Source organism: Desulfovibrio sp., from assembly GCF_009712225.1.
In the GTDB taxonomy this organism is placed as follows: Bacteria; Desulfobacterota; Desulfovibrionia; order Desulfovibrionales; family Desulfovibrionaceae; genus Desulfovibrio.
This window is the reverse complement of record NZ_WASP01000017.1, coordinates 149,505-176,409: the sequence shown is the minus strand read 5'-3', so window position 1 is coordinate 176,409 and position 26,905 is coordinate 149,505. Positions and strand designations below refer to the sequence as shown.

The following is a 26,905-nucleotide window of genomic DNA, read 5'->3' as shown; positions in this document are numbered from 1 at the left end:
CCCCCGGCGCCCCCCCCCCGCCCGCCCCCCCCCCCCCCCCCCCCGCCACTGCGACACCTGGTTATTGCCCTGGGCAAAGCCCGGGTGCGCGGAACAGAATACTGTTAGCAGTCTTTGCCCACCATGTTGAGCAGGCGCAGCAACTGGTTGGTAAAGCCCGATTCGTTGTCGTACCAGATGAGCAGCTTGACCATGGTGCCGTCAAGCACCTGGGTGGAAAGCGCGTCCACCACGCCACCGTAGGTGCTGCCCTTGTAGTCGATGGACACCAGAGGTTCTTCAGAAAAGCCCATGTTGGCGGCCAGAGCGCCCTTGCTGGCGGCCTGCAGGGCCGCGTTGACGGCGGCGGCGTCACAGGCTTTTTCCACTTCACAGGTCAGGTCAACCAGCGAGCAGTCAAAGGTGGGTACACGCACGGACATGCCGTTGAGCTTGCCTGCCAGTTCGGGCATCACAAGGCCCACTGCCTTGGCAGCGCCGGTGCTGGAGGGAACCATGGAGACGGCAGCCGCGCGACCGCGACGCCAGTCCTTGTGGGTTCCGTCCAGAATACGCTGGCTCATGGTGTAGGAGTGGATGGTGGTCATGAGCCCGTGGCGGAAGCCAAAGGTTTCGTGCAGCACCTTGACGGCCGGAGCCAGGCAGTTGGTGGTGCAGGAGGCGGCGGAAATGATGTTGTGCTTCGCGCCGTCGTAGATGTCGTGGTTGACGCCCATGACGATCATGGCGTCCACATCCTTGCCCGGGGCAGAGATGACAACCTTTTTGGCACCGCAGGCCAGGTGCTGGGCAAGCCCTTCACTGTCTTTGATGGTGCCGGTGGTTTCCACGGCCAGGGTTACGCCCAGACGTTCCCATTCCCATTCGCCAGCCTTGCAGCGGGTAACGGCGATATGGCGGCCGTTGACGATGATGCCGTTTTCATCGTGATCAACCGTGCCCTGAAAGGTTCCATAAGTGGAATCATACTTGAAAAGGTAGGCCAGCGCGGCATTGTCCGCACGGGCGTTAATGGCAGCGATCTGGATGTCTTGATTGTCGGCCATAAGACGCAGCAGATAGCGGCCGATACGGCCAAAGCCGTTCATTCCAACTTTCACGGGCATGATTCGCGCTCCTTGGGGCGTAGGGATTAAGCCTTATTTGAAGATCCCATTACATTGCGGATCTTGTGGGCCACCATGTTCTTGACGGCGTCGCGCGCGGGGGTGAGGTAGGCGCGCGGGTCAAACTGTTCGGGATGTTCGGTCAGATTCTGGCGGATGGAAGCGGTAACAGCCAGACGGATGTCCGTGTCCACGTTGATCTTGCACACGCCCATGCCAGCGGCCTTGCGCAGCATGTCTTCGGGCACGCCCTTGGCGCCGCCCACCTGACCGCCGTACTGGTTGCACTGGCTCACAAATTCCTGCGGTACGCTCGAGGCACCGTGCAGCACCAGGGGGTAGCCGGGCAGCTTGTCGCCAATGCGTTGCAGGCGATCAAAATCAAGCTTGGCTTCGCCCTTGAACTTGTACGCGCCGTGGCTTGTGCCAATGGCAACAGCCAGAGAGTCGCAGCCAGTGCGGTTCACAAATTCCACGGCTTCGTCGGGATCGGTGTACACGTGTTCGTCAGACTGCACGTGTTCCTCAATGCCCGCCAGTTTGCCCAGTTCGGCTTCAACCCACACGCCACGGGGGTGGGCATAGTCCACAACCTGCTTGGTCAGGGCGATATTGTCTTCAAACGACAGGTGCGAGCCGTCGATCATCACCGAGGTAAAGCCGCCATCGATGCAGTCGCGGCACATTTCAAAGTTGGGGCCGTGGTCGAGATGCACCACCACAGGGATGGAAGGATCAAGCGTCAGGGCTGCTTCCACCAGCTTCATGATGTACACCTGACCGGCATATTTGCGTGCGCCCGAAGAAACCTGAAGGATAACAGGTGATTTTTCCTCGGAGGCCGCGCTCATTATGCCCTGGATGATCTCCATGTTGTTGACGTTGAAAGCGCCAATGGCATACCCGCCAGCATAGGCGGCAGCGAACATTTCTTTGGGATTGATAAGAGGCATGGTTTCCTCCAGAGGGTCTGGCATTGAGGGCGGTTAAAAAACCGTGTCGCCCGGAAAGACTCGTTTGCACATACACCAATTTGCCACAAAGGGGAATGCCTGACGCCCAATTGGGGGGCAGACTTTCCTGCTGTTGCTGGCGTGCAGCACTGGGCAGGCACTGCAAATGCACATGCCCGTGCGCGCCTGTAGCGCACAAGCGGCGGCAGCGTCAAGTGGGCGCTGCCGTTCCTTTATTTTTTCGGCTGGTTGCAGCCCGGCGCAAAGTCCCTGGTTCTGCCCCGGTTAGCCCAGGCTCATGCCCGTAAGCGCGTCCAGCCCCGCCGCGTCGGTAAAGTCGAAGCGCAGGGGGGTCAGGGTAATGTAACCCTGGTTGAGCAGGTCCTTGTCCGAGCCGGGTTCGATGGAGGCGGGCGGAATTTCGCCCTCCAGCCACCAGTAGGGTGCGCCGCGCGGGTCAAGGCGCTCGCTGTATGTGTTTACCCACACCGCGCTGGTTTGGGGGCAGACGCGCAGGCCTTTGGCTTCGTCGAGGGGGCAGGCCGGGTAGTTGACGTTGACCACGCGGCGGCGGCCCAGCTGCGACCAGTCTATGCGCTCGGCCAGCGCCACCAGGTGGCGGGCCTGTGGCAGCAGATCGCCATTCTTGACCTTGTAGCAGTCGTGCGAAACGGCAATGCTCGGCAAATTTTCGTGCGCGGCCTCTGTGGCTGCGCCCACCGTGCCGGAATAGAGAATGTCCGGGCCAACGTTGGGGCCAGCATTGATGCCAGAAATGACCATGTCGGGCTTGCGGGGCAGCAGCTGGCCCAGCGCCAGTTTGACGCAGTCTGTGGGTGTGCCGTAAATACCAAGCCCCTTGAAGTCGGGTTCTTCAAATTCCATGGCCCGCACGGGTTCGAATACGGTCAGTGAGTGGCCCACGCCAGATTGCTGGGTCATGGGCGCAACAACGTGCACCGTGTGGCCTGCCTCAAGCAGTGCCGCGTAGAGTGCGCGCAGCCCGCGCGCACGGATGCCGTCGTCGTTGGTCAGAAGAACGTCCATTTGACAATACCTCGGAAAGAAGGGAAATTCGCCCTAAGGCCCGCGTGGTTTCAGTGTTTTGCGCGGCCCTGACATTTCAGGAAAGTTCCGCAGTCCGGGCCATGCGCCCGTGCGGAAAACAGCATATGCCCGGCGCACAGGCGCGCCGCTGGAACGATATATGGAAAAAGGCTGTTACGTCAAAGATATTGCCCCCGCTTCGGAGGCGCGCGGCATCTTCGTGGTTACCCAGGCTGCGCAGGGGCAGTCGCGCAACGGGCCCTACTGGCGGCTTACCCTGGCCGATGCCAGCGGCAGCGTGGAGTCCAAGATCTGGCACCCACTGAGCGCCGAATTTACTGAGATTGCGGCGGGTTCACTGGTGTGGGCCGAGGGCCGCGCCGGTCTGTACCGCGATCAGGTGCAGCTTACGGTCGAGCAGATGCGTTTTCTTGATGAGGCAGAAAGCGCCAGTATAGACCATTCGGCGCTTATGCCCGCCAGCCCTTACCCGCTGGATGAAATGCTTGATGAGCTGCAGGAGCTTATCAAGAAGGAATTTGTGCACGCGCCGTGGCGCAAGTTTGTACAGGGCTTTTTTAACAATGACGAAATGCGGTCGGCCTTTCGCGTATGCCCGGCGGCCAAGGGCGTACACCACGCCTATGTGGGCGGGCTGCTGGAGCACACACTGAGCGTGTTCAAACTTTGCCGCCGCATTGCCGACCAGTATCCGGAACTCGACCGGCAGACCTTTCTTGCGGGCGCGCTGTTCCACGATATTGGCAAGATTCGTGAATTTTCGGGCGGTATCGCCAACGACTATACCGATGAGGGACGCCTGCTGGGGCACCTCATGCTGGGCATTGAAATGCTGGAGCCGTTTCTGGCCAAGTCCGGGCTGGAGGAGCCGTTGCAGCGGCATCTCAAGCACCTGATACTGAGCCACCATGGCGAGCTGGAGTTCGGCGCGGTGCGCGTGCCGCATACTCCTGAAGCCATGGCCCTGCACTATGCCGACAACCTGGACGCCAAGATGGCCCAGTGCCGCGGCCTGTTTGCCCAGATAGAGGGCGAGGGCGAGGCCTGGACACCGTGGCAGGCGACGCTGGGGCGACCCGTGCACCGGGCCGCGCGTACGCCGGACAAAGCCGCCCCCGCAACCCGCAAAAAAGCGGTGAAAGAAGAATGTTTATCACTTTTGAAGGTATAGAAGGCGCGGGCAAGTCCACGGCCATCAACTATCTTGCGGGCTTTTTGCAGGAAAACGGGCACGATCCCCTGCTGACGCGTGAGCCGGGTGGCTGTGCTCTTGGGCGCAGCCTGCGCTCCATACTGCTGGACGCCCGCACGCGCGAACTTTCAAGCAGGGCTGAGCTTTTTCTTTTTCTGGCAGACCGGGCGCAGCACGTGGCAGAGGTCATTCGCCCCGCGCTGGAGGCGGGCCAGACCGTATTGTGCGACCGGTATGCGGATTCTACCCTGGCCTATCAGGGGTATGGTCGCGGGCTTGATACGGAATATCTGCACAGGCTCAATCAGGCGGCCACAGGCGGCCTGCAGCCAGATCTGACCCTGCTGCTCGACCTGCCCGTGCGTTGCGGGCTTATGCGTGCGGGCGAACGCAACCGGCTGGAAGGCTTGGTTGTTTCCGAGGGGCGCTTTGATTCTGAAAGCCTCGATTTTCATGAGCGGGTGCGTCAGGGCTACCGGGCACTGGCAGAGGAAGAGCCAGACCGCTTTGCCATTGTGGACGCCTCGCAGCCGCCGGAAGATGTTGTTTTGCAGTGCCGTTCTGCCATAGAGTCGCATTTGCGGCAGCGTGGCAAGGGGCTCGATTAGTTTTTTTGCGATTCAGGCCAGTAATGGGCCTTTGCACTTTTGCCAGTACAGCCTGCCATGCAGGCTTTTGGCGCGGCATGCGCGCCAGCAAGGAGAATGTATGTACGAATGTTACACCGTTGAAGTGGAAGGCTCCGGCCTGCGTTTTGCCCCCCGCAAGGACGGCGGCAAGGATCTGGCCTATCTGCCCGGTCAGCCGCCCAAGGGCTACACCCTTGTGAACCTCATTGGCGACCCCGGTTTTCTGCACTGCGCGGTTTTTCGTAAAGACGGTGGGGCGGGCGGATTTTTTGCCCTGCACGACACTGAGGGAGTGCTCTTCCTGGCAGTGGCCGAAAGCAATCTTGCCTACGGTCTGGGCCTTGCGCACATGGGCCGCACGGTGACCTACGCCCGTTACGGTGCTGATATTTTTGAAGAACTTGGCGACGGTGATGACTGAGACCGCGCTGCCGTCGCTGGTGGCGGCCCGCAGTCTTGGGGTGGTGTTTTTCCCCGCCTTTGACTGGGCCATCTCGGCCGCGCACCCGGAGCGTGAAGAACGCCTGCTCTACACACGCGACCAGCTGCTTGAGGAAGGTCTGTTCGACATTCCCGGCATTACCGAATATCGCCCGGCCTTTGCCACCCATGCCCAGCTTGAGCGCGCGCATTTTTGCCTGCCTTCGGCTGCGGCCGTAAGCACCGATTCTCACCTGGCCTCGGCGGGTGGGGCCATACGCGCCGCGCAGCTGGTGCTGGAGGGGCGCGAACAGAGAGCCTTTGCCCTGGTGCGCCCTCCGGGGCACCACGCCATGCGCGTAGTGCACGGCAACCGGGGCTTCTGCAATATCAATAATGAAGCCGTGATGGTCGAGTATATTCGCGACCACTATCCGCACCCCGATGGTCGCCCCCTGCGCATCGCCATTGTGGATACGGACGTGCACCACGGCGACGGCAGCCAGGACATTTTCTGGAACGATCCGCACACCCTGTTCATTTCGCTGCATCAGGACGGGCACACTCTGTATCCCGGCTCGGGTTTTCTGCCGGAATGCGGCGGCCCCGGTGCTCTGGGGCGTACCGTCAACATCCCGCTGCCGCCCGGCACGTCGGACGAGGGCTACCTGTACGCCATAGAACATGCGGTGCTGCCCATTCTGGAAGACTTCAAGCCCGACCTCATCATCAATTCCGCCGGGCAGGACAACCATTTTACCGATCCCCTCGCCAACATGAAGCTCTCCGCGCAGGGTTATGCGGCGCTCAACGCGGCCCTGCAACCGCACATTGCGGTGCTTGAGGGGGGGTATTCCATACGTGGAGCCCTGCCTTACGTGAATCTGGGCATCTGCCTTGCACTGGCGGGCATGGATGCCTCCGAGATATGTGAGCCGGGCTGGACGCCTGAGGCAACGCGCCAGCGCCCGGATGTGGCCGAAAAAATTGCCCGGCTTTGCGGGCAGGTTCGGGACGTGTATTTTCATCCGCCCGCGCAACCATCAGAAGGCGAAGAAAACAACGGCTGGTGGGTGCGCCGCAAGCATATTTTTTATGATACCGACATGCTGCGCGAGGGGCAGACAGAGGCCTGGCGGCTGTGCGGCCAGTGCTCCGGGCTGGGGCAGATAGAAACTGCCTCGGAGCGGGTGCCGCGTTCGCTGTGCGTGCTGGTTCCGCGTCATGCCTGCCCGCAGTGCAGGGCAGAAGGGCGGGCGCTGGTTGAAGCTGCGCGCAAGAGCGGGCGCTATGCCCATGTACGTGCGCTGGACGGCGACGACACCCGTGCGTGACTTGCTGAAAAAAATAACGGATAGGGCAGATTAACATAGAGAATGTTTATCTGCGCTGCGCGGATTCTGAAAAAGTCTGCGTCGAGAAACGGTTGCAAGGCGAACAGGCTTCGCCCTCGGGCAGGCATGTTAAAATGAAAACGCCCGGTAGATGCAGAGTTGACAGTTTTTATGCATCGGCCTGTTGACGCCGGAACATTTCCGGGCCATAAGGCCGGTTCCGCGCGTGGTGTAACGGCTCTGTCACTCCACGCGGGCATTATTGCTGCCGGTGCGGGTACGCGTCCACACGCGGCACAACCCCTACGGGCATTGTATGAAAATGGCGGCGCGGCCCAGCCGCGCAGTGGTATAGGACCTCTTCCATCACGGAGAAGGAACATGTCTCATATTCTGATTATTGGCGCGGGCGGCGTGGGCAGCGTTGTTGTGCACAAGTGTGCGCAGGTTCTCAAGGAAGGCGGATTCTCAAAGGTTACGCTTGCAAGCCGCACCCTTTCCCGTTGCGACGCCATTGCGCAAAGCGTCAAGACGCGTCTTGGCGTAGAGGTTGCCACCGCTCAGGTGGACGCGGACAACGTGCCGGAACTCTGCTCTCTCATCCGTCAGGTCAAGCCCGACGTGGTGTGCAACGTGGCCCTGCCGTATCAGGATCTGCACATTATGGACGCCTGCCTCGAATGCGGCGTACACTATGTGGACACGGCCAACTACGAACCGCTGGATACCGCCAAGTTTGAATACAAGTGGCAGTGGGCCTATCAGGACCGCTTCCGCGAGGCTGGGCTGACCGCCCTGCTGGGCTCTGGCTTTGACCCCGGCGTCACCAACGTGTACGCGGCCTGGGCGCTCAAGCACCAGCTGGACGAAGTGCACGTGCTCGACATCATCGACTGCAACGCAGGCGACCACGGCCAGCCCTTTGCCACCAATTTCAACCCCGAAATCAACATCCGCGAAGTAACCGCGCGCGGCCGCTACTGGGAACGGGGCGAATGGGTTGAAACCGACCCCCTGTCGTGGTCCATGAATTTTGACTTCCCCGACGGCATAGGCTCCAAAAAATGCTTCCTCATGTACCATGAAGAGCTCGAATCGCTGGTGCAGAACCTCAAGGGCCTGCGTCGCGCCCGCTTCTGGATGACATTTTCCGAGAACTATCTCAACCACCTCAAGGTGCTGGGCAACGTGGGCATGACCCGCATTGATCCCGTGAACTTCCAGGGGCAGGACATTGTGCCCATCCAGTTCCTTGCCAAGCTGCTGCCCGATCCGGCTTCCCTTGGTCCTCTGACCAAGGGCAAGACCTGCATTGGCGACTTCATGCGCGGCATCAAGGACGGTAAGGAAAAGACGGTCTACGTGTACAACATCTGCGACCATGAAGAATGCTACGCAGAGGTGGGCTCGCAGGCCATTTCGTACACCACGGGCGTGCCCGCCATGATTGGCACCAAGATGGTTGCCCAGGGTGTGTGGCGTCAGCCCGGCGTGTGGAACATGGAACAGTTTGACCCCGATCCCTTCATGAAAGACCTGAACGTCTACGGCCTGCCGTGGCAGTGCCTGGATGTGACCGGCAAGATATAACCAGCAAACTGTGCTGGCTGTTGTAAAAACTCCGGGTCTGCCCTGTGCAGGCCCGGAGTTTTTTATGATCGGGTGCTGATTGCTTGTCAGCCGATAGGGATGCAGGTAAAAATAGCAGTCTGGCTTGAACTCATGGAGAAAACAAGGTTTTCCAGGTTATCGCAGGGTATTCTGAACGCACTGGGCCAGCGGCGGCCCTTGGCGGCAGTAATGCCTGTAACGCGCGTATGGCAAGGCATATTCAGTGATTATAAGAAATCTCTGCATTCTCTTTCTGAGTATATCGTGTGCGGGTATGCTCTATGCCGTTTGCTACTCGTCCAGAATCGCGCGATCAAAGGGCTATGCGGCCTTTCTGTTTCTGTTCATGACCATTTTCATGTACACTGTCGGGTACATTTTTGAGCTTTCTTCAAGTACACCTGAAACCATATTTCTCTCTTTAAAAATAGAATATCTGGGAGCGCCGCTTATTGCGGTATTCTGGTTTCTTTTTGCCCTGTATTACAATAACTATTCCATAAAAAATAAAGCCGTGATGGCCCTGCTGTTTGTGGTGCCCATAACGACCATTGTGATGCTGTACACCAATGAACATCATTATTTTCACTATAAGACATTTGCAGTAGATGCCAGCGGTCTTTTCCCTGTGGCAATAACACAGAAGGGCTGGTGGTATTATGTTGACTTCGTTTACAAGATGCTTGTGGCCTTTGCGGGTCTGGCCCTGTTTGCCTTTTCTTACGGCAAGACCACTGGCTACCGCAAACGGCAGGCCAAGACCATCTTTATTGGAGCGCTGAGTCTTTGGGTTGGCAATTTTTTGCAGACACTGGGCATTGCACCCTACGGCATTGACATTGAGCCCTTTATCCTTTCGGCGGCCCTGCCCCTGAGCGGTTTTGCCATGTCGCGCCTGCGCATGTTCGACCTTGTGCCCATCGCGCGCGACAAGGTTTTCAAAACCATGAGCGCCAGCGTTATTGTGCTGGACCAGCGGCACCGCGTGGTGGATTTCAACGACAGCGCTGTTTCCATCTTGCCCGCCCTGTCGGATGACGCCATTGGCAGAGATGTGGCCGCCGTGTTCCCTGAGGGTAGCTCGCTTGACATGCCCGCCCTTACGCAGAACGAAGAGGCGGAGATTACCCTTCCGGTGGCGGGGGGCATGCGTTTTTACAGCGTTTCGTGCGCAAGGGTGGGAGATACAGGTACGGATTCCGGTCTGATCATTTCTCTCTACGACATCACAGAGAGCAAGGAAATGCTGGAAAAAATGCACCGCATTGCTTCCCTGGATGCGCTTACCCAAGTTTTCAGCCGCTGGTTTTTCATGGATGCCTTTCAGCGCGAGATCGAGCGTTGCAAGGTTGCGGGCGGCAGCCTGAGCCTCATTTTGCTCGATATCGACCACTTCAAGCAGGTTAACGACACCTACGGTCACCTGACGGGCGACAGCGTGCTGCGCGCCGTAACGGCAATTTTACGCAAGGCGCTGGGGCCAGGCGCCATGCTGGGGCGCTACGGTGGCGAGGAATTTTCTATTCTGTTGCCAGGCGTGCAGCAGGAGGAGGCTGTTGTCGTTGCCGAAAACCTGCGTGCGGCGGCTGCCGGGGTGGAAACAGCCACGGACAGGACAACTGTGCGGGTCACCATAAGTCTGGGTGTGGCTGCGGTGGTATTTGCGCCCGGCGCGGCGCAGACAACAGATAATGCCAAGATATGCGATTCGCTTATTCTCGCAGCAGATACGTCCCTTTACCGTGCCAAGCAGGAAGGACGGAACAGGGTTTGTTCCGTGGGGCTGACCTACGAAGAATCGTGCTGCATGCAACAATAAAAGCCCCGCTTGTGCGGGGCTTTTTACGTTTGCTCTTGTGCGCGCTGCCCGGACATGTCGGGGGGGGGTAGACCTACAGAAAGATGCTCACCAGCATGTAGCTCATGAGCGTGCCGCAGATAATGCCAATGGCTCCGGGGATGATGAAGCTGTGATTGATGATGAACTTGCCGATGCGCGTTGTGCCTGAGCGGTCAAAGTTGATGCAGGCCAGATCGCTGGGGTAGGTGGGCAGAATAAAATAGCCGTAGCACATGGGCATAAAGGCCAGCAGCACCTTGGGCGGCAGGCCAAGGCTCAGGCCAAGGGGAACCACGGCGGCAAGGGCCGCAGCCTGGCTGTTGACCAGCTTTGACACGATGACCAGCACAATGGCGTAGGTCCAGGGGTAATCAATAACCACGGCAGCAAGGTCGGTCTTGATAACCTGAAGGTGGGCGTGAAAAAAGCTGTCTGTCATCCAGGCAACGCCAAAGACGGAGAATATGGCCACCATGCCCGCCTTGAATACGGCGCTGTTGGGAATGGCTTGCTGCTTGACCTTGCAGAACATGAGGATCAGCGCGCCAGCAATAAGCATAACCATCTGGATGACAATATTCATAGAGAGAGGCTGCGCCTTGCCAGCAGGCCCAAAGTCGGGCCGCAGTTCTGAGAATGCGCCAAGAATGACCACCGCCGCAATGGCAAGAAAGAAAAACATCACTGCCCGATAAGCCTCGGGCGGAAACACCTTGTCCATCAGGGTGCTGCTGCCGCCGTAGATGTAGGCCTTGGTTTCCGGGTCTGTCAGTTTTGCCTGAAATTCCGGGTCATTTTCCAGATCCTTGCCTCGGTGCATGGACCAGAGACCCGCGCACAACACGCCCACAAAGGTGGCGGGAATGGAAACGGCCAGCAGGGTGATGATGCTGATGGTCGGGCCAGCCCCCTGCCCTTGAGCCAGCATGGAAACCATGGAAACCACCGCCACGGAAACTGGCGATGCGCATATGCCAATCTGGGCAGAGACAGAGGCCACGGCCATGGGACGTTCGGGCCGGATACCCTTGTTGATGGCAATGTCATAGATAATGGGAAACATGGTGTAGGCCACGTGCCCCGTGCCACACATGACCGTAAGACCCCAGGTGGTGATGGGGGCAAGTAGGGTGATGTGTTCGGGATGTTTGCGCAGCAGGCGCTCTGCAGCGCGCATGAGCACATCGAGGCCGCCAGCTGTCTGCAGGGTAGAGGCGCAGCCAATGACCGCCAGAATGGTCAGCATGACGTCGATGGGCGGTTTGCCGGGCTGCACATGGAAGACAAAGCACAGAATGAACAGGCCAATGCCGCTGATAAGGCCCAGGCCCATGCCGCCGAATCGCGTGCCGAGAAGAAGGCACCCCAGAATGACGCACAATTGCAGGGTCAGCATATGTTTTCCTTGCTGTTTGGGTTGCCGAGGCCACCAGCGTAAACGTGCGGCGGGGGTGCCGCTGTGCAAGGGGGCCAGTTGCCTCTGAAGCTTCCGTTTGCATGATGAAAACAGATTTTTCGCTTACTTCCAATAGTATTTTTATTAAAAGTGGCAATTATTGATGCAAAAAATTAACAAAAAGGCGACTGCAAGTCTGACTTGCGGTCGCCTTTGGCGTGTAGCAGTGTTCTTGTATGCAGAAGATTAGTAATTCATTGTGCATTCAAACCGCTATTGCATCTGTATGGTGTTTACAGCGCGAAGCGATGTGCGCGCATAAAACTATGCGTATTTGTTGCTGATTTCTTCGCCGGCTTTTTCCACTTCCTCGCGCATCTTGGCACGGGCCTGAGCAATACGCTCGTTGAGGGCGGGGTCGGAGACGGCTAGAATCTGGGCGGCCAGCCATGCAGCGTTGCGGGCACCGGCCTTGTCGGTGGCAACCGTGGCAACCGGGAATCCGGGAGGCATCTGCACGGTGGCAAAAAGTGCATCCATGCCGCACAGGGCGGCGCTGGAGACAGGAATGCCAATGACTGGGCGCGTGGTGCGGGCGGCAACCGCCCCAGCCAGGTGCGCGGCCATACCGGCGGCGCAGATAAACACGCGCGTGCCTTCGGCCTCGTAACGGCGCACCAGTTCTTCGGTGCGCTCGGGCGTGCGGTGGGCAGAGCTCACGGTAATGAAGCAGCTCACGCCCAGGCTTTTAAGAACGTCAACGCAGGGGCTGACCTTTTCTTCATCAGACTTTGAACCCATCAAAATGACCACTTGCGGCATGGTGCTACCTTCCTGTCGTGCGGCGCAATGCGCCAGATATGCTTGAAATGCGGTGGGTTACTTTCCGGTCAGACGGCGGATGCCCTTTTCGCCAATATCAGTACGGTTAAAACCGTCCTGCATGCGAACCCTGGCCACGCCAGCGTAGGCGGCCTTTTGGGCAGCAGCAAGGCTGTCGCCCAGAGCGGTGACGCACAGCACACGCCCACCGTTGGAAACCAGCGCGCCGTCCTTGATGGCGGTGCCGCTGTGGAAAACCTTGACGCCGGGCAGGCTGTCCGCATCTTCGATGCCCTCAATGGGCAGGCCCTTGGCGTACGAGCCGGGGTAGCCCTTGGCCGTTATTACCACGCCTAGAGCGGTCTGTTTTGTCTGGCCAAGACTTGCGGGGTCAAGTTTGCCGCGCACGGCATCCATCATGATGGCGGGCAGGTCGCCGTCGAGGCGCATGAGCAGGGGCTGGCATTCGGGGTCGCCAAAGCGCACGTTGTATTCCAGCACCTTGGGGCCGTCTGCGGTCATCATCAGGCCTGCGTACAGCACGCCCACAAAGGGGTGGCCGTCCTTTGCCAGCTCACGCAGGATGGGCCGCACAGTAAGGTCGGCCATTTCTTCCAGCATGCTGTCGGGCAGCACGGGGGCGGGGCTGTATGCGCCCATGCCGCCGGTGTTGGGACCTTCGTCATTGTCAAAAACGCGCTTGTGGTCCTGGGCAGAGGGCAGGGGCACGGCGCGGGTGCCGTCGCACACGCAGAGGAAAGAGGCCTCTTCGCCAACCAGACATTCTTCAACCACCACCAGATTGCCAGCATCGCCAAAGGCGCGCTCTGTCATGATTTCGTCAATTGCTTCAAGGGCTTCCTGCACTGTCTGAGCGATGATAACGCCCTTGCCCGCAGCCAGTCCGTCGGCTTTGATAACCAGCGGCGCGCCAACCTTGTTGATGTGGTCGCGCGCGGCCTGCGCATCGCTGAAAACAGCGCAATGGGCGGTGGGCACATTGGCGCGGTTCATTATTTCCTTGGCAAAGGCTTTGCTGCCTTCGAGCCGGGCACCGTATTCATCCGGCCCAAAGCTGGGGATGCCCGCCTCGCGCATGCGGTCAACCACGCCCAAGGTCAGGGGCAGCTCCGGTCCTGGAATCACCAGGTCAATATGCTCCTTGCGGGCAAAGGCCAGCAGGCCGTCCAGGTCGTCCACGGCAATGGGCACATTCACGGCCCCTTCGCTGCTCGTGCCGCCGTTGCCGGGCGCCACAAAAATGGCGCTGACTTCAGGGCTTTGCAGAATCTTCCAGACCAGGGCGTGTTCGCGGCCGCCAGAGCCGATCACAAGGATGCGCATGCTTTACTCCAGAAACTTTTTCCGTTGCGGTAATCCGGGTTATAAAGCGGCAAAACCCTGATGGGTTTTGCCGCTCCAATGGTTGGCTATTGCCTGATCTGCGGCAGGGCCGACAGTCAAATCGCTACGGCATCATGTGCCGCAGATAAAAACGGCCCCCCGCGCTGGCGAGGGGCCGTCATACCCTTAGTTGGGGCTTATTTCAAAGTCGCTCAGGTCTGCGGGCACGTTGGGGTTGGTGGCGGCAACGTCCAGAGGATAGGCGGTGATCATGCACTGGCGGCTGCCAATGCCAAGGTCGGGCGAGGTATTGAGGCCCACGACCAGATCAAGAACGCCGTCGTTGTTCACGTCGCCAAGGTCAATTTCGGCAACAGAGCCACGGATGCGGCGGGTCTTCCACTTGAGGCCAAGGCCCACGCCGTCCCAGTACAGGGCGTGGATTTCACCCTGGGGGAAGAAGCGGTAGCGGTCAAAGAACTGGGCAGCCGTAGAAATGGGCTTGTTGACCAGCAGGGTGTATTCGCCGGTGTTGCCGATATCGGCGGCGATAAGGCGCATGGCGGCGTAGTACTTGCCGGGCAGCTGGTAGTTTTTGTCGACGCCGAGGCCGGGCATGCCCTTGTAGTGGTCCATGCCGGTAGCGGAGCCAGAGTAGCGTTCCATGGTGGTGTGCACCAGGGTGTTGCCGTGGCCCTGGAAGAGCTTGATGCGCTCGTCTTCTGTCAGCATCACAAGCTGTTCGCCCTTGCCATTTTTGCCGGCAGGCAGCCACACGCAGTTGAACACGGTAGCACCGGTGGGCAGGTCAAGGCGCGTACCCATGGTGTACTTGCCGTCCTGCTTGGTCATGATACGCACGCCGGGGGCAAAGAGCTTAAGCGAGTCCCACGCCTGGCCCACAAGAGTGGGGGCATAGGTCGGCGGCACGCGCATGACGCTCATGAAGTAGGGGATGCGCTCGGCCACGGTGGTGAGCTTGTTGCCCTTGAAGCTGTAAATGAAGGAGTAGGGGCGGTTGCTCGATTCTTCGGTGGTTGCAACCACAAGCGACATGCAGCGATCGCGGTTGAGGTCGATGGCCCGCATGGAGAAGTTGTTGTTGGAACGCGAAACCACGGTTTCTGCAAGCAGCTTGAGCTGGCCGTTGGCGGGCCAGGAGTAGATGCGCAGGTCGTGGTCGCTCAGGATGGCGATTTCGTTCTTGCCGTCGCCGTTAAAGTCGCCCACAGCCATGTCGACCATGTTGTAGGGCAATCGCTGGGTACGCAAACGCGAACCGTCTTCAGCGCCAGCACCCTGATAGCGGAACTGCGGGTTCAGGTACACCTGCTGCTGGCCGGTCTCGTTGGTGACGATATCGCCGTTGGCGGTGGCGCCGCGCTGCGCACCGGAAGCGGTGGAGCCGGGGCTGCGCATTGCGCCGGAGATGCCGAACACTTCCTGGCTCAGCGACGAGGTAAGGTTCTGCACGTTGGTGGTTAGTTCGCTTACCGGGCTCTGGGCAGTTTTGCTCCAGGTCTTGCCAGCTTTGTCCACGCTATTGATGGTCACGGTGCAGTCGTTGCCCATGACGCTCACAGAACCCCAGATCGCATTGTCTGCGCCAGCGGAACGGAGAGCCTGCTGGGCTTCAGCCTGGCTTGTGGCCTTGCCCTGTCCGGCGCGGGCTTCGAGTATGCCGGGCCGGTCAAGACGCCCCTGGATGGTGGCCGGTATGGCCTTGGAAAGATAGGCATAGCTCTGGGGGGCATTGACCGTAAACGGCAATACCACAGCGCTTTTTGCTGCGGCGCTGACGGCGCTTGCGGCAACGGCCACGAGCAGCAGGCAGACCGAGAAAGTCAGTCGCATGGCGAATTTCATTCCATTCTCCTTGAGTATTCACGCAAATACCCGGTAAAGTACGGCCACTTGGGCCGTTGTGGCGGCCAGCCGGAACACGCGGACAAAAATCGTTATCCGGCACGCCCGCACCCGCGCACTATACGCACACTTGTCGCGCCACGCAATACGCAAAAGCGTTGCCGGGGGCGGCATTGAGCATAAATTCCTTGCGGGATCGACGCACTGTCCATATTATGCGCCCATGCCCAAGATTCTTTCGCGTTCTTTTCGCCTTGTGTGTGCGCCAGAGCAGGTTTCCGGCGTGGAGGCCCTGTTGCGCGCTCAAGGCTATGAATTTGAGCCAGAGCCATTTTCGCCCTACTGCCGCCGTCTGCTTGCCGAGCCCCGTCCCCTTGGTGGTTCGCTGGCGGCATTTTTTGGCTACATCTATATTCAGGACCGCTCGTCCATGCTGCCCCCGCTTGCCCTGGCCCCCGCGCCGGGCAGCGCAGCGCTCGACATGTGCGCCAGCCCCGGCAGCAAAACGGGTTTTCTGGCCCAGCTTGTGGGGCCTACGGGCTTTGTGCTCGGCAATGAACCTTCGCCCACCCGGCTTGGAACGTTGCGGGCCAACCTGCACCAGCTCAACCTCATACAGGCGGGCACCTGCTCGTACAGCGGCGATGCCCTGCCCCTGCGCCCCGGCTCGTGGGACAATATTCTGCTCGATCCTCCGTGTTCCGGCTGGGGTACGGCAGAAAAACACCCGCAGGTGCTCAAGCTCTGGCAGGGCGACAAGCTCGACAGTCTCACGGGGCTGCAAAGACGCCTGCTGCGCCACGCTGCCTCATTGCTGCGCCCGGGTGGCAGGCTGGTATATTCCACCTGCACGACCAATGTGGACGAGAACGAAGCGCAGGTGCGCTTTGCCGAAGAGGAACTGGGGCTCGAACGGGTGCACCTTGAGCCTTTTGCCGGTTTTGCGTGGGAAGAACTGCCCGGCGGCGAAGGTACGCTGCGCGTAGACGGTGTGCGCTCGCAGGCACAGGGTTTTTATGTGGCACTGCTGCGCAAACCCGGTCAGCCGGATCCAACAGATATTTTTATGGATGCTACCCTTATGAATGAAGGCGCGGGGGCGGATGCCACTGCCGATCCCTTTAGCATCCAGCGGAATGACTTGCGGCCAGCCCCGCGCGCAGGCAAAACCGGCGGACGCAACCGGGGCAACGCACAGGCGCGGCAGGAGCGACCCGTGGGCAGTCCGCTGCCGCTGGAAAGTCTTGCCTGTTCAACCTGCGATCCCGCACTGCTGCCGCCTGGTCAGGCCGTACTCTACGGCGACCACGTGCGTTTTGTGCCGCCCCACGCCAGGGCGCTTATTCCTGCCGGTTGCGTCTGGCAGGGGGCTCTGCTTGGCAAGCTTGGCGGTGGCCTGCTTGACCCCGCGCCGCGCCTGCGCGTGCTCATGCCGCAAAAGGGCACAGATGTTGCGACCGCAGCTTCCAGCTTTGTGCTGGAAGACGTGGCCGACATAACGGCCCTGCTGAGCGGGCAGAGCCGTCAGACCGGCCTTGCCGGGCGCGATGCCGCCCTGTGGTGGCACGATCTGCCGCTGGGGCGCGTGGTGCTCAAGCAGGGCAGGGTAGTGGCCAGCTTCAAATAGAAATGTAAAAGGGCCGTGGGGTAAAACCACGGCCCTTTTACATTTTACCTGGTTGCGGCAAGTGCTCGTTTTAACAGCACGGTATAATTCTTTTTTCATCAGTCCTTGCCCGCAGCCAGCATGCGGCGGCCCCACACGGCCTGCCCCAGCGAAAGCCCGCCGTCTCCGGGGGGCAGTTCGTGATGGGTCAGGGCGGTGAGCCCCTGCTCGGTCAATGCCAGCGGCAGCAGGCGTGCCAGTGTGGCGTTTTGCAGCACGCCGCCGCTCAGCCCCACCGAGCTGACGCCCAGTTTGCGGGCGGCCCGGCCTGCCATGGTTGCCAGAGCACGCGCAAGGCTCAGATGAAAACGCGCGGCCGCTTCAGTTGTGTCCATGCCCTGCGCCTGAGCCTGCACCACCTGGGCAAACAGGCCCGCGCTGTCCATCTCGAGCAATCCCTGCCTTCTGGCAATGCCCACCGGCCAGATCAACTGGGCCACGACATCGTCGCTTGCGGTGCCTTCCAGCGCAGCCCTGACGGAGTCAGCCGCCCTGTTGGCGGCATCCTCCAGCCGTATGGCCGCCTGCCCCTCGTAGCTGGTGCTGAGGCACAAACCCAGCTGGGCAGCCACTGCGTCAAAGAGCCGCCCGCAACTGGAGGTGGCAGGGCAGTTGATATTGCGGCGCAGCATCTCCGCCACTGCGGCAGAGGCCTGCGCCTGCTCGGGCTGCCAGGGATGCAGCGACGGCATTGTCATGCCAGCCTGCTCGCAGAGCGCGTGCAGGGCCTGCGCGATGCGCCAGGGCTGCCGCACAGCCGCGTCGCCGCCCGGCAAGGCAAAGGGCGCCAGCCGTCCCAGCCGTCGCCAGCGCGGTTCTTCCAGCTCCATAAACAGCAGTTCGCCGCCCCAGACCGTACCGTCGTCCCCTAGTCCCGTGCCGTCAAGGCAGAGGGCCAGCGCTGGGCCGTAGTGGCTGTTTTCTGCCAGCACGGCGGCAGCATGGGCCGCGTGGTGCTGCAAACGCCACAGGGGTATGCCCTCGCGCTGGGCGCGGGCTTCGGCATAGCGGGTGGAAAGAAAATCGGGGTGCGCGTCGCACACCAGCGCCGCAGGGCGCACCTCAAGCAGTTTTTCGAGATGGGCTGTCACCTCTTCATAAAAAGCCAGGGTGGCGGGATTTTCCAGGTCGCCTATGTGCTGGCCCGCAAAGGCTTCGCGACCGCGCGTCAGACAGATGGTGGCCTTGAGTTCCGCCCCGGTTCCCAGCACGCAGGGGCAGTTTTCTTCCGCTTGCGGCAGAAACACCGGGCGGGGCACATAGCCGCGCGCGCGCCGGTAAAACAGTGGTTCTGAAAGCAGGTTCGCGCTAGCGGGGCCGGGCGCAGCTGCCGTACCTGACTCTTCTGCCCCGGCAGCGGGCAGGCGCGGTTGCAGGGTCACCACACTGTCGTCCACGCGCACCAGAATGTCGCGGTCGTGCAAAAGCCATGCGTCTGCCAGATGCTCAAGCCGGTTGAGGGCCTCGCGGTTGCCGAGGCAGATGGGTTCGCCCCCGGCATTGGCCGAAGTCATGACAAGCACCGGCGGCAAGGGAGCAAGCTCGGCCAGCCGGTCAAAAAGTACGGCATGCAGGGGGGTGTAGGGCAGCATGATGCCCACCTTGCCCGTATCCGGGGCCACCTCTGGCGGCAGCCACCCGGGGCTGCCAGCCGCAGCCTCTGGTTGGTGGCGAGGGCAGAGAACAACAGGCTTCTCCGGGCTTTGCAGCAGGGCCTCGTGTTCCGGGGTGAGGGCGCACAGGGCGCGGGCCGTAGCAAGGTCGCCCACCATGAGGGCCAGCGGCTTGTGTGGGCGGGTTTTGCGCTGCCGCAGTTCCTGCAGGCTTTGGGCATTGCGCGCGTCGCAGGCCAGCTGAAAGCCACCCAGACCCTTGAGCGCCAATACTTTTCCTTCAAGCAGGGTTTGCACGGCCTTTTCGAGCGCATCGTGCATGTTTTCAGCTGTAGGGGCCGTAGTTCCTTCGCGGGCCGCCGCCGCGTTCACAAACCACAGGCGCGGGCCACACACCGGGCAGGCCACGGGTTGGGCGTGAAAGCGCCTGTCTGCGGGATTGGCGTATTCTGCAGCGCACTGCGGGCAGAGCGGAAAGCAGCTCATGGAAGTAACCGCGCGGTCGTAGGGAATGGACCGCGTAATGGTGTAGCGCGGGCCGCAGTTGGTGCAGTTGGTAAAGGCGTACTTGTGGCGCGGGTTGGCAGGCTCGTGCATGTCGGCCAGGCAGTCGGCGCATACGCTCATATCGGGGCTTACCAGCACACTGTGGCCTGCCTCGCCAGAACTGGAGACAATGCGGAAATCTATTTCGCCTTCAACCGTGGGCAGGTCGTGTTCCACCACGCCGGTCAGTCGTGCCAGGGGGGGCAGTTCTGCGCGCAGGCGCAACCCGAAACGCCGCACTTCTTCATCCGGCCCTTGCAGCTCCATGCGCACGCCCTCAGAAGTATTGCCTACCGTACCGGTGAGGCCGCCCTCTGCCGCGAGACGGTAGACAAATGGGCGAAAACCCACGCCCTGCACCTGCCCGGAGGCCACAAAGGCCCTTCTGACCGATAGTTGATTGCTCATGTCTTCAAGCATAGCGCAAAGAGGCAAATGTGTCAGCAGTGCCACTGTGCGGGCGCTCAATTGTGCATGTTTGCTTGCGAGGGTACGGGGTTTTCGGTATTTAGTGGGTTGCCTGCCGCCACGTCATCCTGCCAGAGCGGCATCCAACCCGGCAAATCCGGCAATCAGGAGTGTCTATGCCCCCCGTGCGTACCATTGGTTCTCGCATCCGTGGATTTCGCGAAGAGCGTGAAGTGGATCTGCAAACCCTTTCCCAGAATACGGGCCTTTCAGAAGACTATCTTGAAAAGCTGGAATCAGACGCGATCTACCCCTGTATCGGACCCCTGCAAAAGGTGGCCCGCGCCCTCGGCGTGCGTCTTGGTACGTTTCTGGACGACCAGTTTTCGCGTGATCCTGTGGTGAACAGCATCAATTCCGAGGCAGAAGCCGACGAAGCGCTGCACACGGGTCGCGTGCCCCGCCCCAGCTATACCTATCATGCGCTGGCCAAGGGCAAGAACGACCGCAACATGGAGCCCTTCCACATCCGCATCTTCCCCGACAGCGGCGAGCGCAAGACCACCTCGCACCAGGGCGAGGAATTTATCTGTGTGCTCAAGGGTGAGCTGCTTGTGGTGTACGGGCGCGAAACCCGTGTGCTCAAACCCGGCGAAACCATTTATTACAATTCCATCGTGCCGCACTATGTGGGTGCGGCGGGCGACGAGCCCGTGGAATTTCTGGCCGTGACATACAATCCTTAAGGCGCGGGTAAAGCCCTTTAGACCGCAAAACAGGCTACCAGCGGCGCAACTGCCGCAGCACGTCTTTGGGAGGATGCATGGAAGAAAAAGTTCGCGAGCGTCAGGCGCAGTTTGAACTGCGCGAATGGACATTGGGGCAGGTGCTCGACCACACTGTGGCGCGTTACCCTGACAATGAGGCACTGGTTTACCCTGACCGCAACTATCGCCAGACCTGGAGCGAATTTGGCGCTCTGGTGGACGATTTCGCCAAGGGGCTCATGGCGCTTGGCGTGCAGAAGGGCGAAAAGGTGGCGGTGTGGGCCACCAACGTGCCGTACTGGGTGGCCCTGCAGTTTGCCACCGCAAAAATCGGCGCTGTGCTTATTACGGTAAACACCAACTACCGCGAGCACGAACTGCGCTATCTGCTCACGCACTCCGAGTGTGAAAATATTTTTCTCATCGACAGCGTGCGTGACCACGACTACCTCGACACCCTGTACCGCATTGCGCCAGAGCTGCGCCTGCAGTCGCGCGACAGGCTGGTGTGCAAAAGCCTGCCGCACCTCAAGCGCGTATGTTTTCTGGGGGCTGAAAAGCACCGGGGCATGTATTCCGTGCCCGAAATTCTCTCGCTCTCCGTCATGGTGGACGATGAGGAATACGCGGCCCGTCAGGCCCAGCTGCACCCGTGGGATGTCATCAACATGCAGTATACGTCGGGAACCACCGGCTTTCCGCGCGGCGTCATGCTGACCCATGTGGGCGTTGGTCTCAACGGTTACTGGATTGGCCGCCACCAGAATTTCAGCCCCAACGACCGAGTGTGCCTGCCCGTGCCGCTGTTCCACTGCTTTGGCTGCGTGCTGGGCGTTTCGGCCGCCGTCAACCACGGTGCCACCATGGTTATTCTTGAATCGTTCAACGCCCTCAAGGTGCTGGCGGCGCTCGACAGTGAGCGCTGCACCGCCGTATACGGCGTGCCCACCATGTTTCTGGCCGAGCTGGAGCACCCGCTGTTCAAGCGCTTCGATCTGTCGAACATGCGCACGGGCATCATGGCGGGTTCGGTATGCCCCGAGCCGCTCATGCGCCGCGTGGTGGACGACATGAACATGAAGGAAATAACCATCTGCTACGGCCTTACCGAAGGGTCGCCGGTGATGACCCAGTCGGACATCCACGATCCGCTGCCGTTGCGCTGCGAAACCGTGGGTTGCGCTATGCCCGGCATTGAAGTGCGCGTGGGCGATCCCGAAACCTGCGAGGAACTGCCGCGCGGCGAAGTGGGCGAGATTCTGTGCCGTGGCTACAACGTGATGAAGGGCTATTATAACATGCCCGTAGACACGGCCAAGGCCATTAGCCCCGACGGATGGCTGCACTCCGGCGACCTCGGGGTGATGGACGAAAACGGCTACCTGCGGGTGACCGGGCGCATCAAGGATATGATTATTCGTGGTGGCGAAAACATCTACCCCCGCGAAGTGGAAGAATTCCTGCTGGGTATGCCCGGCGTCCTGGACGTGCAGGTGGTGGCTGTGCCCAGCCGCAAGTACGGAGAGGAAGTGGGCGCGTTTATCATTCCCCGTCCCGGTGTGGAAATTTTGCCCGAAGACGTGCGCGACTTTTGCCGTGGCAAGGTTTCGTGGTTCAAAATTCCCAAATACATCAAGACGGTAACGGGCTTTCCGCTTACAGCCAGTGGCAAGATCCAGAAGTTCAAGCTGCGCGAAATGGCGGGCGAACTCTGGCCAGAAGCCATGGACCGCTAGTTCTGGCGGCCACGCCCTGTTGTGCGCAGGGTGTGGCCGCAACCTTTTTTGGGCATGGCCCAATGGGAGGACGCATGCTTCTCAATGCCGTTTTGTGCGTGTGGAACGAGGAGGATGTCATTGCCGCCACGGTCAGGCATGCCTTTGCCCAGGGCTGTTCAAACGTGTTTATTGTGGACAATGCGAGCGAGGACGGTACCGTACCCGCCGCCGTGGAAGCCGGAGCCGTGCTTGCGGCCTCGTTTGGCAGCAAATATTTTAACGAAGACCTCAAGGTCACCTATCTCAACGAAGTGGTGCGTCGCTGGAACGCGCAGCACACCCCGGAACAGGTCTGGTGGCTCTTTGCCGATGCCGACGAATTTCCCGCCCTTGATTGCGGCCTGCGCCTTGTGGATTTTCTTGATCAGCTCGACCCGGCAGTGCGCGGCGTGCAGGGGCATCTGTACAATCACTGGCCCACGCACCAGCCCTATCTGGCCGCCGGACGGCACCCTGCAGATTTCATGCCCCTGTGCGATGGTGCGGGTGGCGGCAAGCTGCCGCTGCTGCGCTACGACAGTGGGCATCCGCACCTGTGGTCCATTGGTGGCGCGCACGATGTGGTGACCCACGGCGGAGTTGTGCCCGTGGTGCAGAACGCCCTGCACATCCACCACTTTCCGCACCGAAAACCGGAGACTACCTTTGCCCGGCTGAAAAAACTCGTTTTTCGCAACGACGACGGCACAAGCCGCACGGACTGGCACGACAATTTTTTAAAGCAGGTGGGAGCCAATGTTTCGCAGTACAATTCCCGCCATGCCGAGCTGACGCAGCTCTACAGCAGTCACCTGGGTCAGGCGCTGCTGTGCGCCTCGCTGCCCTATGATTTCAAAAGGCTTGTGCGCTGGTACGATGCCTACGACGACGCGGCATTTGCCGCGCAGCCGCTTGAGCAGAGCCTTTGCAAGGCTGTGTACTATTTCTTTCTTGAAGAGTATGACATTGCCCTGTGCAGGTTCAACGACGCACTTGATGTGTGCGACGACGCAGAAACCCGCCTGCGCATTATGGTAAAAATGGCAGAATGCCTTGCGCATTCATCTGCGGAAGAAGCACGCGTCTTGTTGATGCCCCTTGTGCGGCAGGGCAGCCCTGCCGTGAATGCATACATCAGTACCTGCTGCGAGTATATTCTCGCCGGGAACTGTGCACCAGAAGTGCAACGCGACAGTACGGCAACCGCCAGAATCGGGGTGTGCCAAAGCGTGTTTCCCGAGGGCGTGGCCCAGGGGTACGCCGCCATGGCCGCAGAAATCGCCGGCAACTTCCGCATATTCCCTTCCTGAACGGGCAAGGCCCGGCACAACCGCAATCAAGTTAAAGAGCATCCATGAGCAATCAAGATTTTTCCCTGAATTCCGAAGCCCCCCTCTCTATGTCTGGTCAGGGCGAGGCCATAAACATTGACGGCACCAAACCTGGAGCCGGGGCAATGCCCCTGCCCGCGACCGATGCCGGGCAGATACCCGCAGCCGGCAAAACAGGCAGCATTGGCGGCAGCACCGGGGGCTGTGCCGTGTCGGGCACCGGCTGCCCGCTGGCGCAGGTACCCGCCAGCGTGTGGAAGGACCTTTTGCATCGTCCTTTCCGCAAGCGTCATCCCATAATTTTCTGGGGTCTTATTCTGTTGCTGTTTGCAGGCATTGGCCTGTTTGGGGCCGCCATTGGCAGCAACGGGCTTGTGGGTGGCCAGCGCATGGCCCTTGTGTCTGTTTCTGGCCCCATCATGGATGCGGAGTCTACCCTGGAATGGATACGCAAGGTGGAGCGCGACCCCTCGGTGGCGGGTGTGCTGCTGCGGGTCGATTCGCCCGGCGGCGGCGCTGCGGCCTCGCAGGAACTGTACAATGCCCTCACGTCGCTGGCACAAAAAAAGCCCGTGGCTGTAAGCATGGGCTCGCTGGCCGCTTCGGGCGGGCTGATGGTGAGCATGGCGGGCACACGCGTGTTTGCCAATGCCTCCACGGTAACGGGCTCCATCGGTGTGCGCATGGATATTCCGCAGTTGCAGGGACTTATGGGCAAGATCGGCGTGGGGCAGGAAACCATAACCACCGCGCCCTTTAAGGATGCCGGTTCGTACATGCGGCCCCTGAGCCCCGACCAGCGCGAATACTTTAAAAAAGTGCTCGACGACATGCACCAGCAGTTTGTGGATATCGTAGCCCAGGGCCGCCACATGGAGCATGGGCGTGCGGCTGCGCTGGCCAATGGCAAGATATTTACCGGGCGTGAGGCCGTGCAGCTGGGGCTGGTTGACGAGCTTGGCGGGCAGGAATCGGCCCTTGCCTGGCTTTCGGCCCAATGCGGCGTACCTGTGGAGCGCAAGCTTCTCTCGCGCCCCAAGGAAGGCAACTGGCTGCCACGCGGGCTCAAAACCATGCTTGGCATTGATTTGAGCGCCCTTGGCAGCCTGAGTGTCAACGAGCCGGTATTTCTCTACCAGTTCTAGGGGGCAAGACGCAGGGCTTATCTGCGAAAAACGAGTTTTTCTGGATAGTAAGATTGTGCTGGGCGGCTGTTATAGACAGCCGCCCTTGCTTGTGCAAAAGTGTGGCCCGAAAATTCACGCGCCGTGCGCGGTTGTCTGAAGGAGTCATTGTCAATGAGAGATGCGCTGTTGGGTTCCCTGATGGCCTGTGTGCTGTTGTTGGGCCTGTGCGGAGTGGCGGTGGCGGCGGAAAAGAAATTCAACCATTATAGCATCGACCTGCCGAACAAATGCACTGCTACAGAAAAGGAAGGCATTGTTACCGTTTCGTGCGGGCAGGATTCGTTTTTTTCCATAGGTATTTTTACCAAGGCCGAAGCTGGCGGTCTGTCCACCAAGCAGTTTGCCGAAAAGCATTCGGCCCGGCTTAAGGGCACTGCCCCCGCCAAGGCAGACGATGGTGGCGGCTGGACTTTTCAGGCCATGTCTGGCCGGGTGATGACCCATGCCGACGTTTCTTCCGAGGGAGATATGACCATGCTGTTTATCAGCGATGTAAGCGACAAGGACTGGCCCGAAGCCCTACAGAAGGCCTATGACTCGCTGCGCGGCGCGGACAATGCCGCAGACTCGCTGATCCAGAAGTCACTTTTCGAACGCGAATAGCCTAAACGGCAGTGAAAAATGGCCCCGCTGGTTTTTCCGGTGGGGCTTTTTTGTGTTGGCCGCCGATGCGGCCTGCGGTCTGTTTTGCGTTGGTTCTGTCTGCGGACCAGGCACTCCTGGCGGCATGCGGCTGGTGGTCAATTTGCCTCGTCCAGGCTGCACTGCCCGCTGTCAATCTTGTTGCGGCCGCCATTCTTGGCCCGGTACAGGGCCTTGTCTGCCACGCGAATGAGTTCTTCGCATGCATTTTGCCCAAAGTGGGCATTAACGGCATCAATGGCGGCAACGCCAATGCTGATGGTCACAAAGCCAAAGCCGCTTTTGCAATGCGGAACACGCAGGTCGGCCACGGCCTCGCGCACCCGCTCCGCAACGCCAAGGGCCTGCTCCCTGCCTGTCTGGGGCATGATGACGGCAAATTCCTCGCCTCCGTATCGAAACAGCTCGTCGGCCGGGCGCAGCAAGGCAGCACCCATGGCCTTGGCAACACGGGCAAGACAGGCATCGCCCGCCAGGTGGCCGTATGCGTCGTTGTAGAGCTTGAAGTTGTCCACATCCACCATGGCCACGCACATCACCCCGCCCTCGCGCGCCAGTCTTCCCACTTCCTTCAGCAGTGTTTCGTCAAAGTGGCGGCGGTTGAAAACGCCGGTGAGGTAGTCTTTGACGTTCATTTCTTCCAGTTTGCGGTTGGCTGCCTCCAGCCTGCGTTCCAGCCCCTTGCGCAGGCTTATGTCGCGCAGGAAAACACAGATGGATCCAATTTCGCCGCAGGCGTCGGGCAGGCCATAAATGGACATGACATAGTCCTTGCCGTTGCGGATCACTTCCTTTTCCGGGATTGTGCCCCCGGCGTCCAGAATCCGGAAGGCTTCGGCTACCTCCGCCCTGGTTGGAATATCCACCTCGTCCATGTGGGTGCACAGCAGTCTGGTAATGGGCTTGCCCGCAAGGCTTGCGTAGCGCTCGTTGACCGCCCGCAGGCGCAGTTCCCTATCGATGATGCACAAATCCATAAAAGAACGGGAAAAGGCGGCTTCAAACACAGGCGGAGCCTCACCGTGGGTGTCTACCGCGCCAATGCAGCGCTCCCTGCCATTGTAGGCTGTCAGGTTGCCCCTTTCGTCGTACTCTGGCGTGATGCTCAGGCTGGTGACCGTGTGTGTGCCCTTGGGGCAAACGTAACGCACGGTGCAGCCGGTAAGATTGCGACGTCTCTGGTCGGCGGCAAGGGCCCGCGTCAGCAGTGAGGCGTCTTCGGGGTGCATGCAGCGCGTGAGAGGAGCCCCCGCCAGTGATCCGGCGGGCAGTTCAAGCAGACGTTCCTTGGCGGCGTCTACGTGTTGGTAGGTAAGATCTGCGCCAATACGCCACTGAAAGATATCGTTGTTGTCTTGCATCGACATCGTTTCCCCCTTTTGCCGACAATACCCCCGCGCACGGTTG

At 60.2% G+C, this 26,905-nt stretch carries 21 protein-coding genes; 12 read left to right on the top strand and 9 right to left on the bottom strand.

From position 1 onward, the window contains the following. Window positions 1-104: 104 nt before the first annotated feature. The 3 genes from gap to surE all read right to left on the bottom strand — a co-directional run bounded on the left by gap (window position 105) and on the right by surE (window position 3,106). Window positions 105-1,106, bottom strand: a complete 1,002-nt coding sequence (gene gap, locus F8N36_RS15435; protein WP_291333862.1) for a type I glyceraldehyde-3-phosphate dehydrogenase — start codon at window positions 1,104-1,106, stop codon at window positions 105-107. 26 nt (window positions 1,107-1,132) lie between these two features. Then, a complete protein-coding gene (gene fba / locus F8N36_RS15430; RefSeq protein WP_291333860.1) occupies window positions 1,133-2,059 on the bottom strand; it encodes a class II fructose-1,6-bisphosphate aldolase in 927 nt (308 codons plus the stop codon). A 285-nt stretch (window positions 2,060-2,344) separates the two neighbouring features. Beyond that, the gene (surE, locus tag F8N36_RS15425; protein ID WP_291333858.1) at window positions 2,345-3,106 is read right to left on the bottom strand and encodes a 5'/3'-nucleotidase SurE; all 762 of its coding nucleotides are present in this window, start codon (window positions 3,104-3,106) and stop codon (window positions 2,345-2,347) included. Between the two features lie 160 nt (window positions 3,107-3,266). On the opposite strand from surE, the gene F8N36_RS15420 reads away from it, so the two are divergent. From F8N36_RS15420 to F8N36_RS15395, 6 genes are all read left to right on the top strand, one after another. Then, window positions 3,267-4,298: an HD domain-containing protein gene (locus tag F8N36_RS15420; RefSeq protein ID WP_291333856.1), complete on the top strand. Its 1,032-nt coding sequence runs from the start codon at window positions 3,267-3,269 to the stop codon at window positions 4,296-4,298. Continuing rightward, window positions 4,274-4,927: a dTMP kinase gene (gene tmk, locus F8N36_RS15415; RefSeq protein WP_291333853.1), complete on the top strand. Its 654-nt coding sequence runs from the start codon at window positions 4,274-4,276 to the stop codon at window positions 4,925-4,927. The genes F8N36_RS15420 and tmk overlap by 25 nt, the downstream gene beginning before the upstream one ends. Window positions 4,928-5,027: 100 nt before the next feature. Next, window positions 5,028-5,369: a hypothetical protein gene (locus F8N36_RS15410; RefSeq protein WP_291333851.1), complete on the top strand. Its 342-nt coding sequence runs from the start codon at window positions 5,028-5,030 to the stop codon at window positions 5,367-5,369. Further along, window positions 5,362-6,702 carry a histone deacetylase gene (locus F8N36_RS15405; RefSeq protein ID WP_291333849.1) on the top strand — a complete coding sequence of 447 codons (1,341 nt, stop codon included), beginning with the start codon at window positions 5,362-5,364 and terminating at the stop codon, window positions 6,700-6,702. The genes F8N36_RS15410 and F8N36_RS15405 overlap by 8 nt, the downstream gene beginning before the upstream one ends. 381 nt (window positions 6,703-7,083) lie before the next feature. Continuing rightward, a complete protein-coding gene (locus F8N36_RS15400) occupies window positions 7,084-8,292 on the top strand; it encodes a saccharopine dehydrogenase family protein (RefSeq protein WP_291333847.1) in 1,209 nt (402 codons plus the stop codon). Window positions 8,293-8,536: 244 nt separating this feature from the next. Further along, complete coding sequence (locus F8N36_RS15395) at window positions 8,537-10,132, top strand: histidine kinase N-terminal 7TM domain-containing protein (RefSeq protein ID WP_291333845.1); 1,596 nt, start codon at window positions 8,537-8,539, stop codon at window positions 10,130-10,132. 73 nt (window positions 10,133-10,205) lie between these two features. On the opposite strand, the gene F8N36_RS15390 is transcribed toward F8N36_RS15395, so the two are convergent. The 4 genes from F8N36_RS15390 to F8N36_RS15375 all read right to left on the bottom strand — a co-directional run bounded on the left by F8N36_RS15390 (window position 10,206) and on the right by F8N36_RS15375 (window position 15,581). After that, on the bottom strand, window positions 10,206-11,549 hold the full coding sequence (locus F8N36_RS15390; RefSeq protein ID WP_291333843.1) for an anaerobic C4-dicarboxylate transporter: 1,344 nt from the start codon (window positions 11,547-11,549) through the stop codon (window positions 10,206-10,208). A gap of 324 nt (window positions 11,550-11,873) precedes the next feature. Then, entirely contained in the window at window positions 11,874-12,371 is a 498-nt protein-coding gene (purE, locus tag F8N36_RS15385; protein ID WP_291333841.1) for a 5-(carboxyamino)imidazole ribonucleotide mutase, read from the bottom strand. 57 nt (window positions 12,372-12,428) lie between these two features. Continuing rightward, the gene (gene purD, locus F8N36_RS15380; RefSeq protein ID WP_291333839.1) at window positions 12,429-13,715 is read right to left on the bottom strand and encodes a phosphoribosylamine--glycine ligase; all 1,287 of its coding nucleotides are present in this window, start codon (window positions 13,713-13,715) and stop codon (window positions 12,429-12,431) included. Between the two features lie 186 nt (window positions 13,716-13,901). After that, the gene (locus tag F8N36_RS15375) at window positions 13,902-15,581 is read right to left on the bottom strand and encodes a VCBS repeat-containing protein (protein ID WP_291333837.1); all 1,680 of its coding nucleotides are present in this window, start codon (window positions 15,579-15,581) and stop codon (window positions 13,902-13,904) included. A gap of 223 nt (window positions 15,582-15,804) precedes the next feature. Here F8N36_RS15375 and F8N36_RS15370 point away from each other — a divergent pair, with 223 nt between their 5' ends. Continuing rightward, the gene (locus F8N36_RS15370; protein WP_291333835.1) at window positions 15,805-17,208 is read left to right on the top strand and encodes an RsmB/NOP family class I SAM-dependent RNA methyltransferase; all 1,404 of its coding nucleotides are present in this window, start codon (window positions 15,805-15,807) and stop codon (window positions 17,206-17,208) included. A gap of 98 nt (window positions 17,209-17,306) precedes the next feature. Here the strand turns inward: F8N36_RS15370 and F8N36_RS15365 are convergent, their stop codons facing one another. Then, entirely contained in the window at window positions 17,307-19,814 is a 2,508-nt protein-coding gene (locus tag F8N36_RS15365; RefSeq protein ID WP_291333833.1) for a carbamoyltransferase HypF, read from the bottom strand. Window positions 19,815-19,990: 176 nt separating this feature from the next. Between F8N36_RS15365 and F8N36_RS15360 the strand changes: the two genes are divergently transcribed. The 5 genes from F8N36_RS15360 to F8N36_RS15340 all read left to right on the top strand — a co-directional run bounded on the left by F8N36_RS15360 (window position 19,991) and on the right by F8N36_RS15340 (window position 25,459). After that, window positions 19,991-20,560 (top strand): cupin domain-containing protein, encoded by a 570-nt coding sequence (locus tag F8N36_RS15360; protein ID WP_291333831.1) that lies wholly within the window; start codon window positions 19,991-19,993, stop codon window positions 20,558-20,560. Between the two features lie 77 nt (window positions 20,561-20,637). Continuing rightward, window positions 20,638-22,317 (top strand): AMP-binding protein, encoded by a 1,680-nt coding sequence (locus tag F8N36_RS15355; protein ID WP_291333829.1) that lies wholly within the window; start codon window positions 20,638-20,640, stop codon window positions 22,315-22,317. Window positions 22,318-22,391: 74 nt separating this feature from the next. Continuing rightward, window positions 22,392-23,648, top strand: coding sequence for a glycosyltransferase family 2 protein (locus tag F8N36_RS15350; protein ID WP_291333827.1), 1,257 nt, complete (start codon window positions 22,392-22,394; stop codon window positions 23,646-23,648). A gap of 44 nt (window positions 23,649-23,692) precedes the next feature. After that, on the top strand, window positions 23,693-24,814 hold the full coding sequence (gene sppA / locus F8N36_RS15345; RefSeq protein ID WP_291333826.1) for a signal peptide peptidase SppA: 1,122 nt from the start codon (window positions 23,693-23,695) through the stop codon (window positions 24,812-24,814). Window positions 24,815-24,967: 153 nt separating this feature from the next. Next, complete coding sequence (locus F8N36_RS15340; protein ID WP_291333825.1) at window positions 24,968-25,459, top strand: hypothetical protein; 492 nt, start codon at window positions 24,968-24,970, stop codon at window positions 25,457-25,459. A gap of 137 nt (window positions 25,460-25,596) precedes the next feature. Here the strand turns inward: F8N36_RS15340 and F8N36_RS15335 are convergent, their stop codons facing one another. After that, window positions 25,597-26,865, bottom strand: a complete 1,269-nt coding sequence (locus F8N36_RS15335; protein WP_291333824.1) for a sensor domain-containing diguanylate cyclase — start codon at window positions 26,863-26,865, stop codon at window positions 25,597-25,599. Between the last annotated feature and the right edge of the window lie 40 nt (window positions 26,866-26,905).

Bases quoted from the DNA above. Each gene is read 5' to 3' on its own strand.
- F8N36_RS15420 (WP_291333856.1), top strand. From the start codon at position 3,267: ATGGAAAAAGGCTGTTACGTCAAAGATATTGCCCCCGCTTCGGAGGCG.
- F8N36_RS15370 (WP_291333835.1), top strand. From the start codon at position 15,805: ATGCCCAAGATTCTTTCGCGTTCTTTTCGCCTTGTGTGTGCGCCAGAG.
- purD (WP_291333839.1), bottom strand. From the start codon at position 13,715: ATGCGCATCCTTGTGATCGGCTCTGGCGGCCGCGAACACGCCCTGGTC.
- fba (WP_291333860.1), bottom strand. From the start codon at position 2,059: ATGCCTCTTATCAATCCCAAAGAAATGTTCGCTGCCGCCTATGCTGGC.
- F8N36_RS15390 (WP_291333843.1), bottom strand. From the start codon at position 11,549: ATGCTGACCCTGCAATTGTGCGTCATTCTGGGGTGCCTTCTTCTCGGC.
- F8N36_RS15350 (WP_291333827.1), top strand. From the start codon at position 22,392: ATGCTTCTCAATGCCGTTTTGTGCGTGTGGAACGAGGAGGATGTCATT.
- F8N36_RS15410 (WP_291333851.1), top strand. From the start codon at position 5,028: ATGTACGAATGTTACACCGTTGAAGTGGAAGGCTCCGGCCTGCGTTTT.
- F8N36_RS15365 (WP_291333833.1), bottom strand. From the start codon at position 19,814: ATGAGCAATCAACTATCGGTCAGAAGGGCCTTTGTGGCCTCCGGGCAG.
- tmk (WP_291333853.1), top strand. From the start codon at position 4,274: ATGTTTATCACTTTTGAAGGTATAGAAGGCGCGGGCAAGTCCACGGCC.
- F8N36_RS15375 (WP_291333837.1), bottom strand. From the start codon at position 15,581: ATGAAATTCGCCATGCGACTGACTTTCTCGGTCTGCCTGCTGCTCGTG.
- sppA (WP_291333826.1), top strand. From the start codon at position 23,693: ATGAGCAATCAAGATTTTTCCCTGAATTCCGAAGCCCCCCTCTCTATG.
- F8N36_RS15400 (WP_291333847.1), top strand. From the start codon at position 7,084: ATGTCTCATATTCTGATTATTGGCGCGGGCGGCGTGGGCAGCGTTGTT.
- F8N36_RS15355 (WP_291333829.1), top strand. From the start codon at position 20,638: ATGGAAGAAAAAGTTCGCGAGCGTCAGGCGCAGTTTGAACTGCGCGAA.
- surE (WP_291333858.1), bottom strand. From the start codon at position 3,106: ATGGACGTTCTTCTGACCAACGACGACGGCATCCGTGCGCGCGGGCTG.
- F8N36_RS15335 (WP_291333824.1), bottom strand. From the start codon at position 26,865: ATGTCGATGCAAGACAACAACGATATCTTTCAGTGGCGTATTGGCGCA.
- gap (WP_291333862.1), bottom strand. From the start codon at position 1,106: ATGCCCGTGAAAGTTGGAATGAACGGCTTTGGCCGTATCGGCCGCTAT.
- F8N36_RS15405 (WP_291333849.1), top strand. From the start codon at position 5,362: ATGACTGAGACCGCGCTGCCGTCGCTGGTGGCGGCCCGCAGTCTTGGG.
- F8N36_RS15340 (WP_291333825.1), top strand. From the start codon at position 24,968: ATGAGAGATGCGCTGTTGGGTTCCCTGATGGCCTGTGTGCTGTTGTTG.
- F8N36_RS15360 (WP_291333831.1), top strand. From the start codon at position 19,991: ATGCCCCCCGTGCGTACCATTGGTTCTCGCATCCGTGGATTTCGCGAA.
- purE (WP_291333841.1), bottom strand. From the start codon at position 12,371: ATGCCGCAAGTGGTCATTTTGATGGGTTCAAAGTCTGATGAAGAAAAG.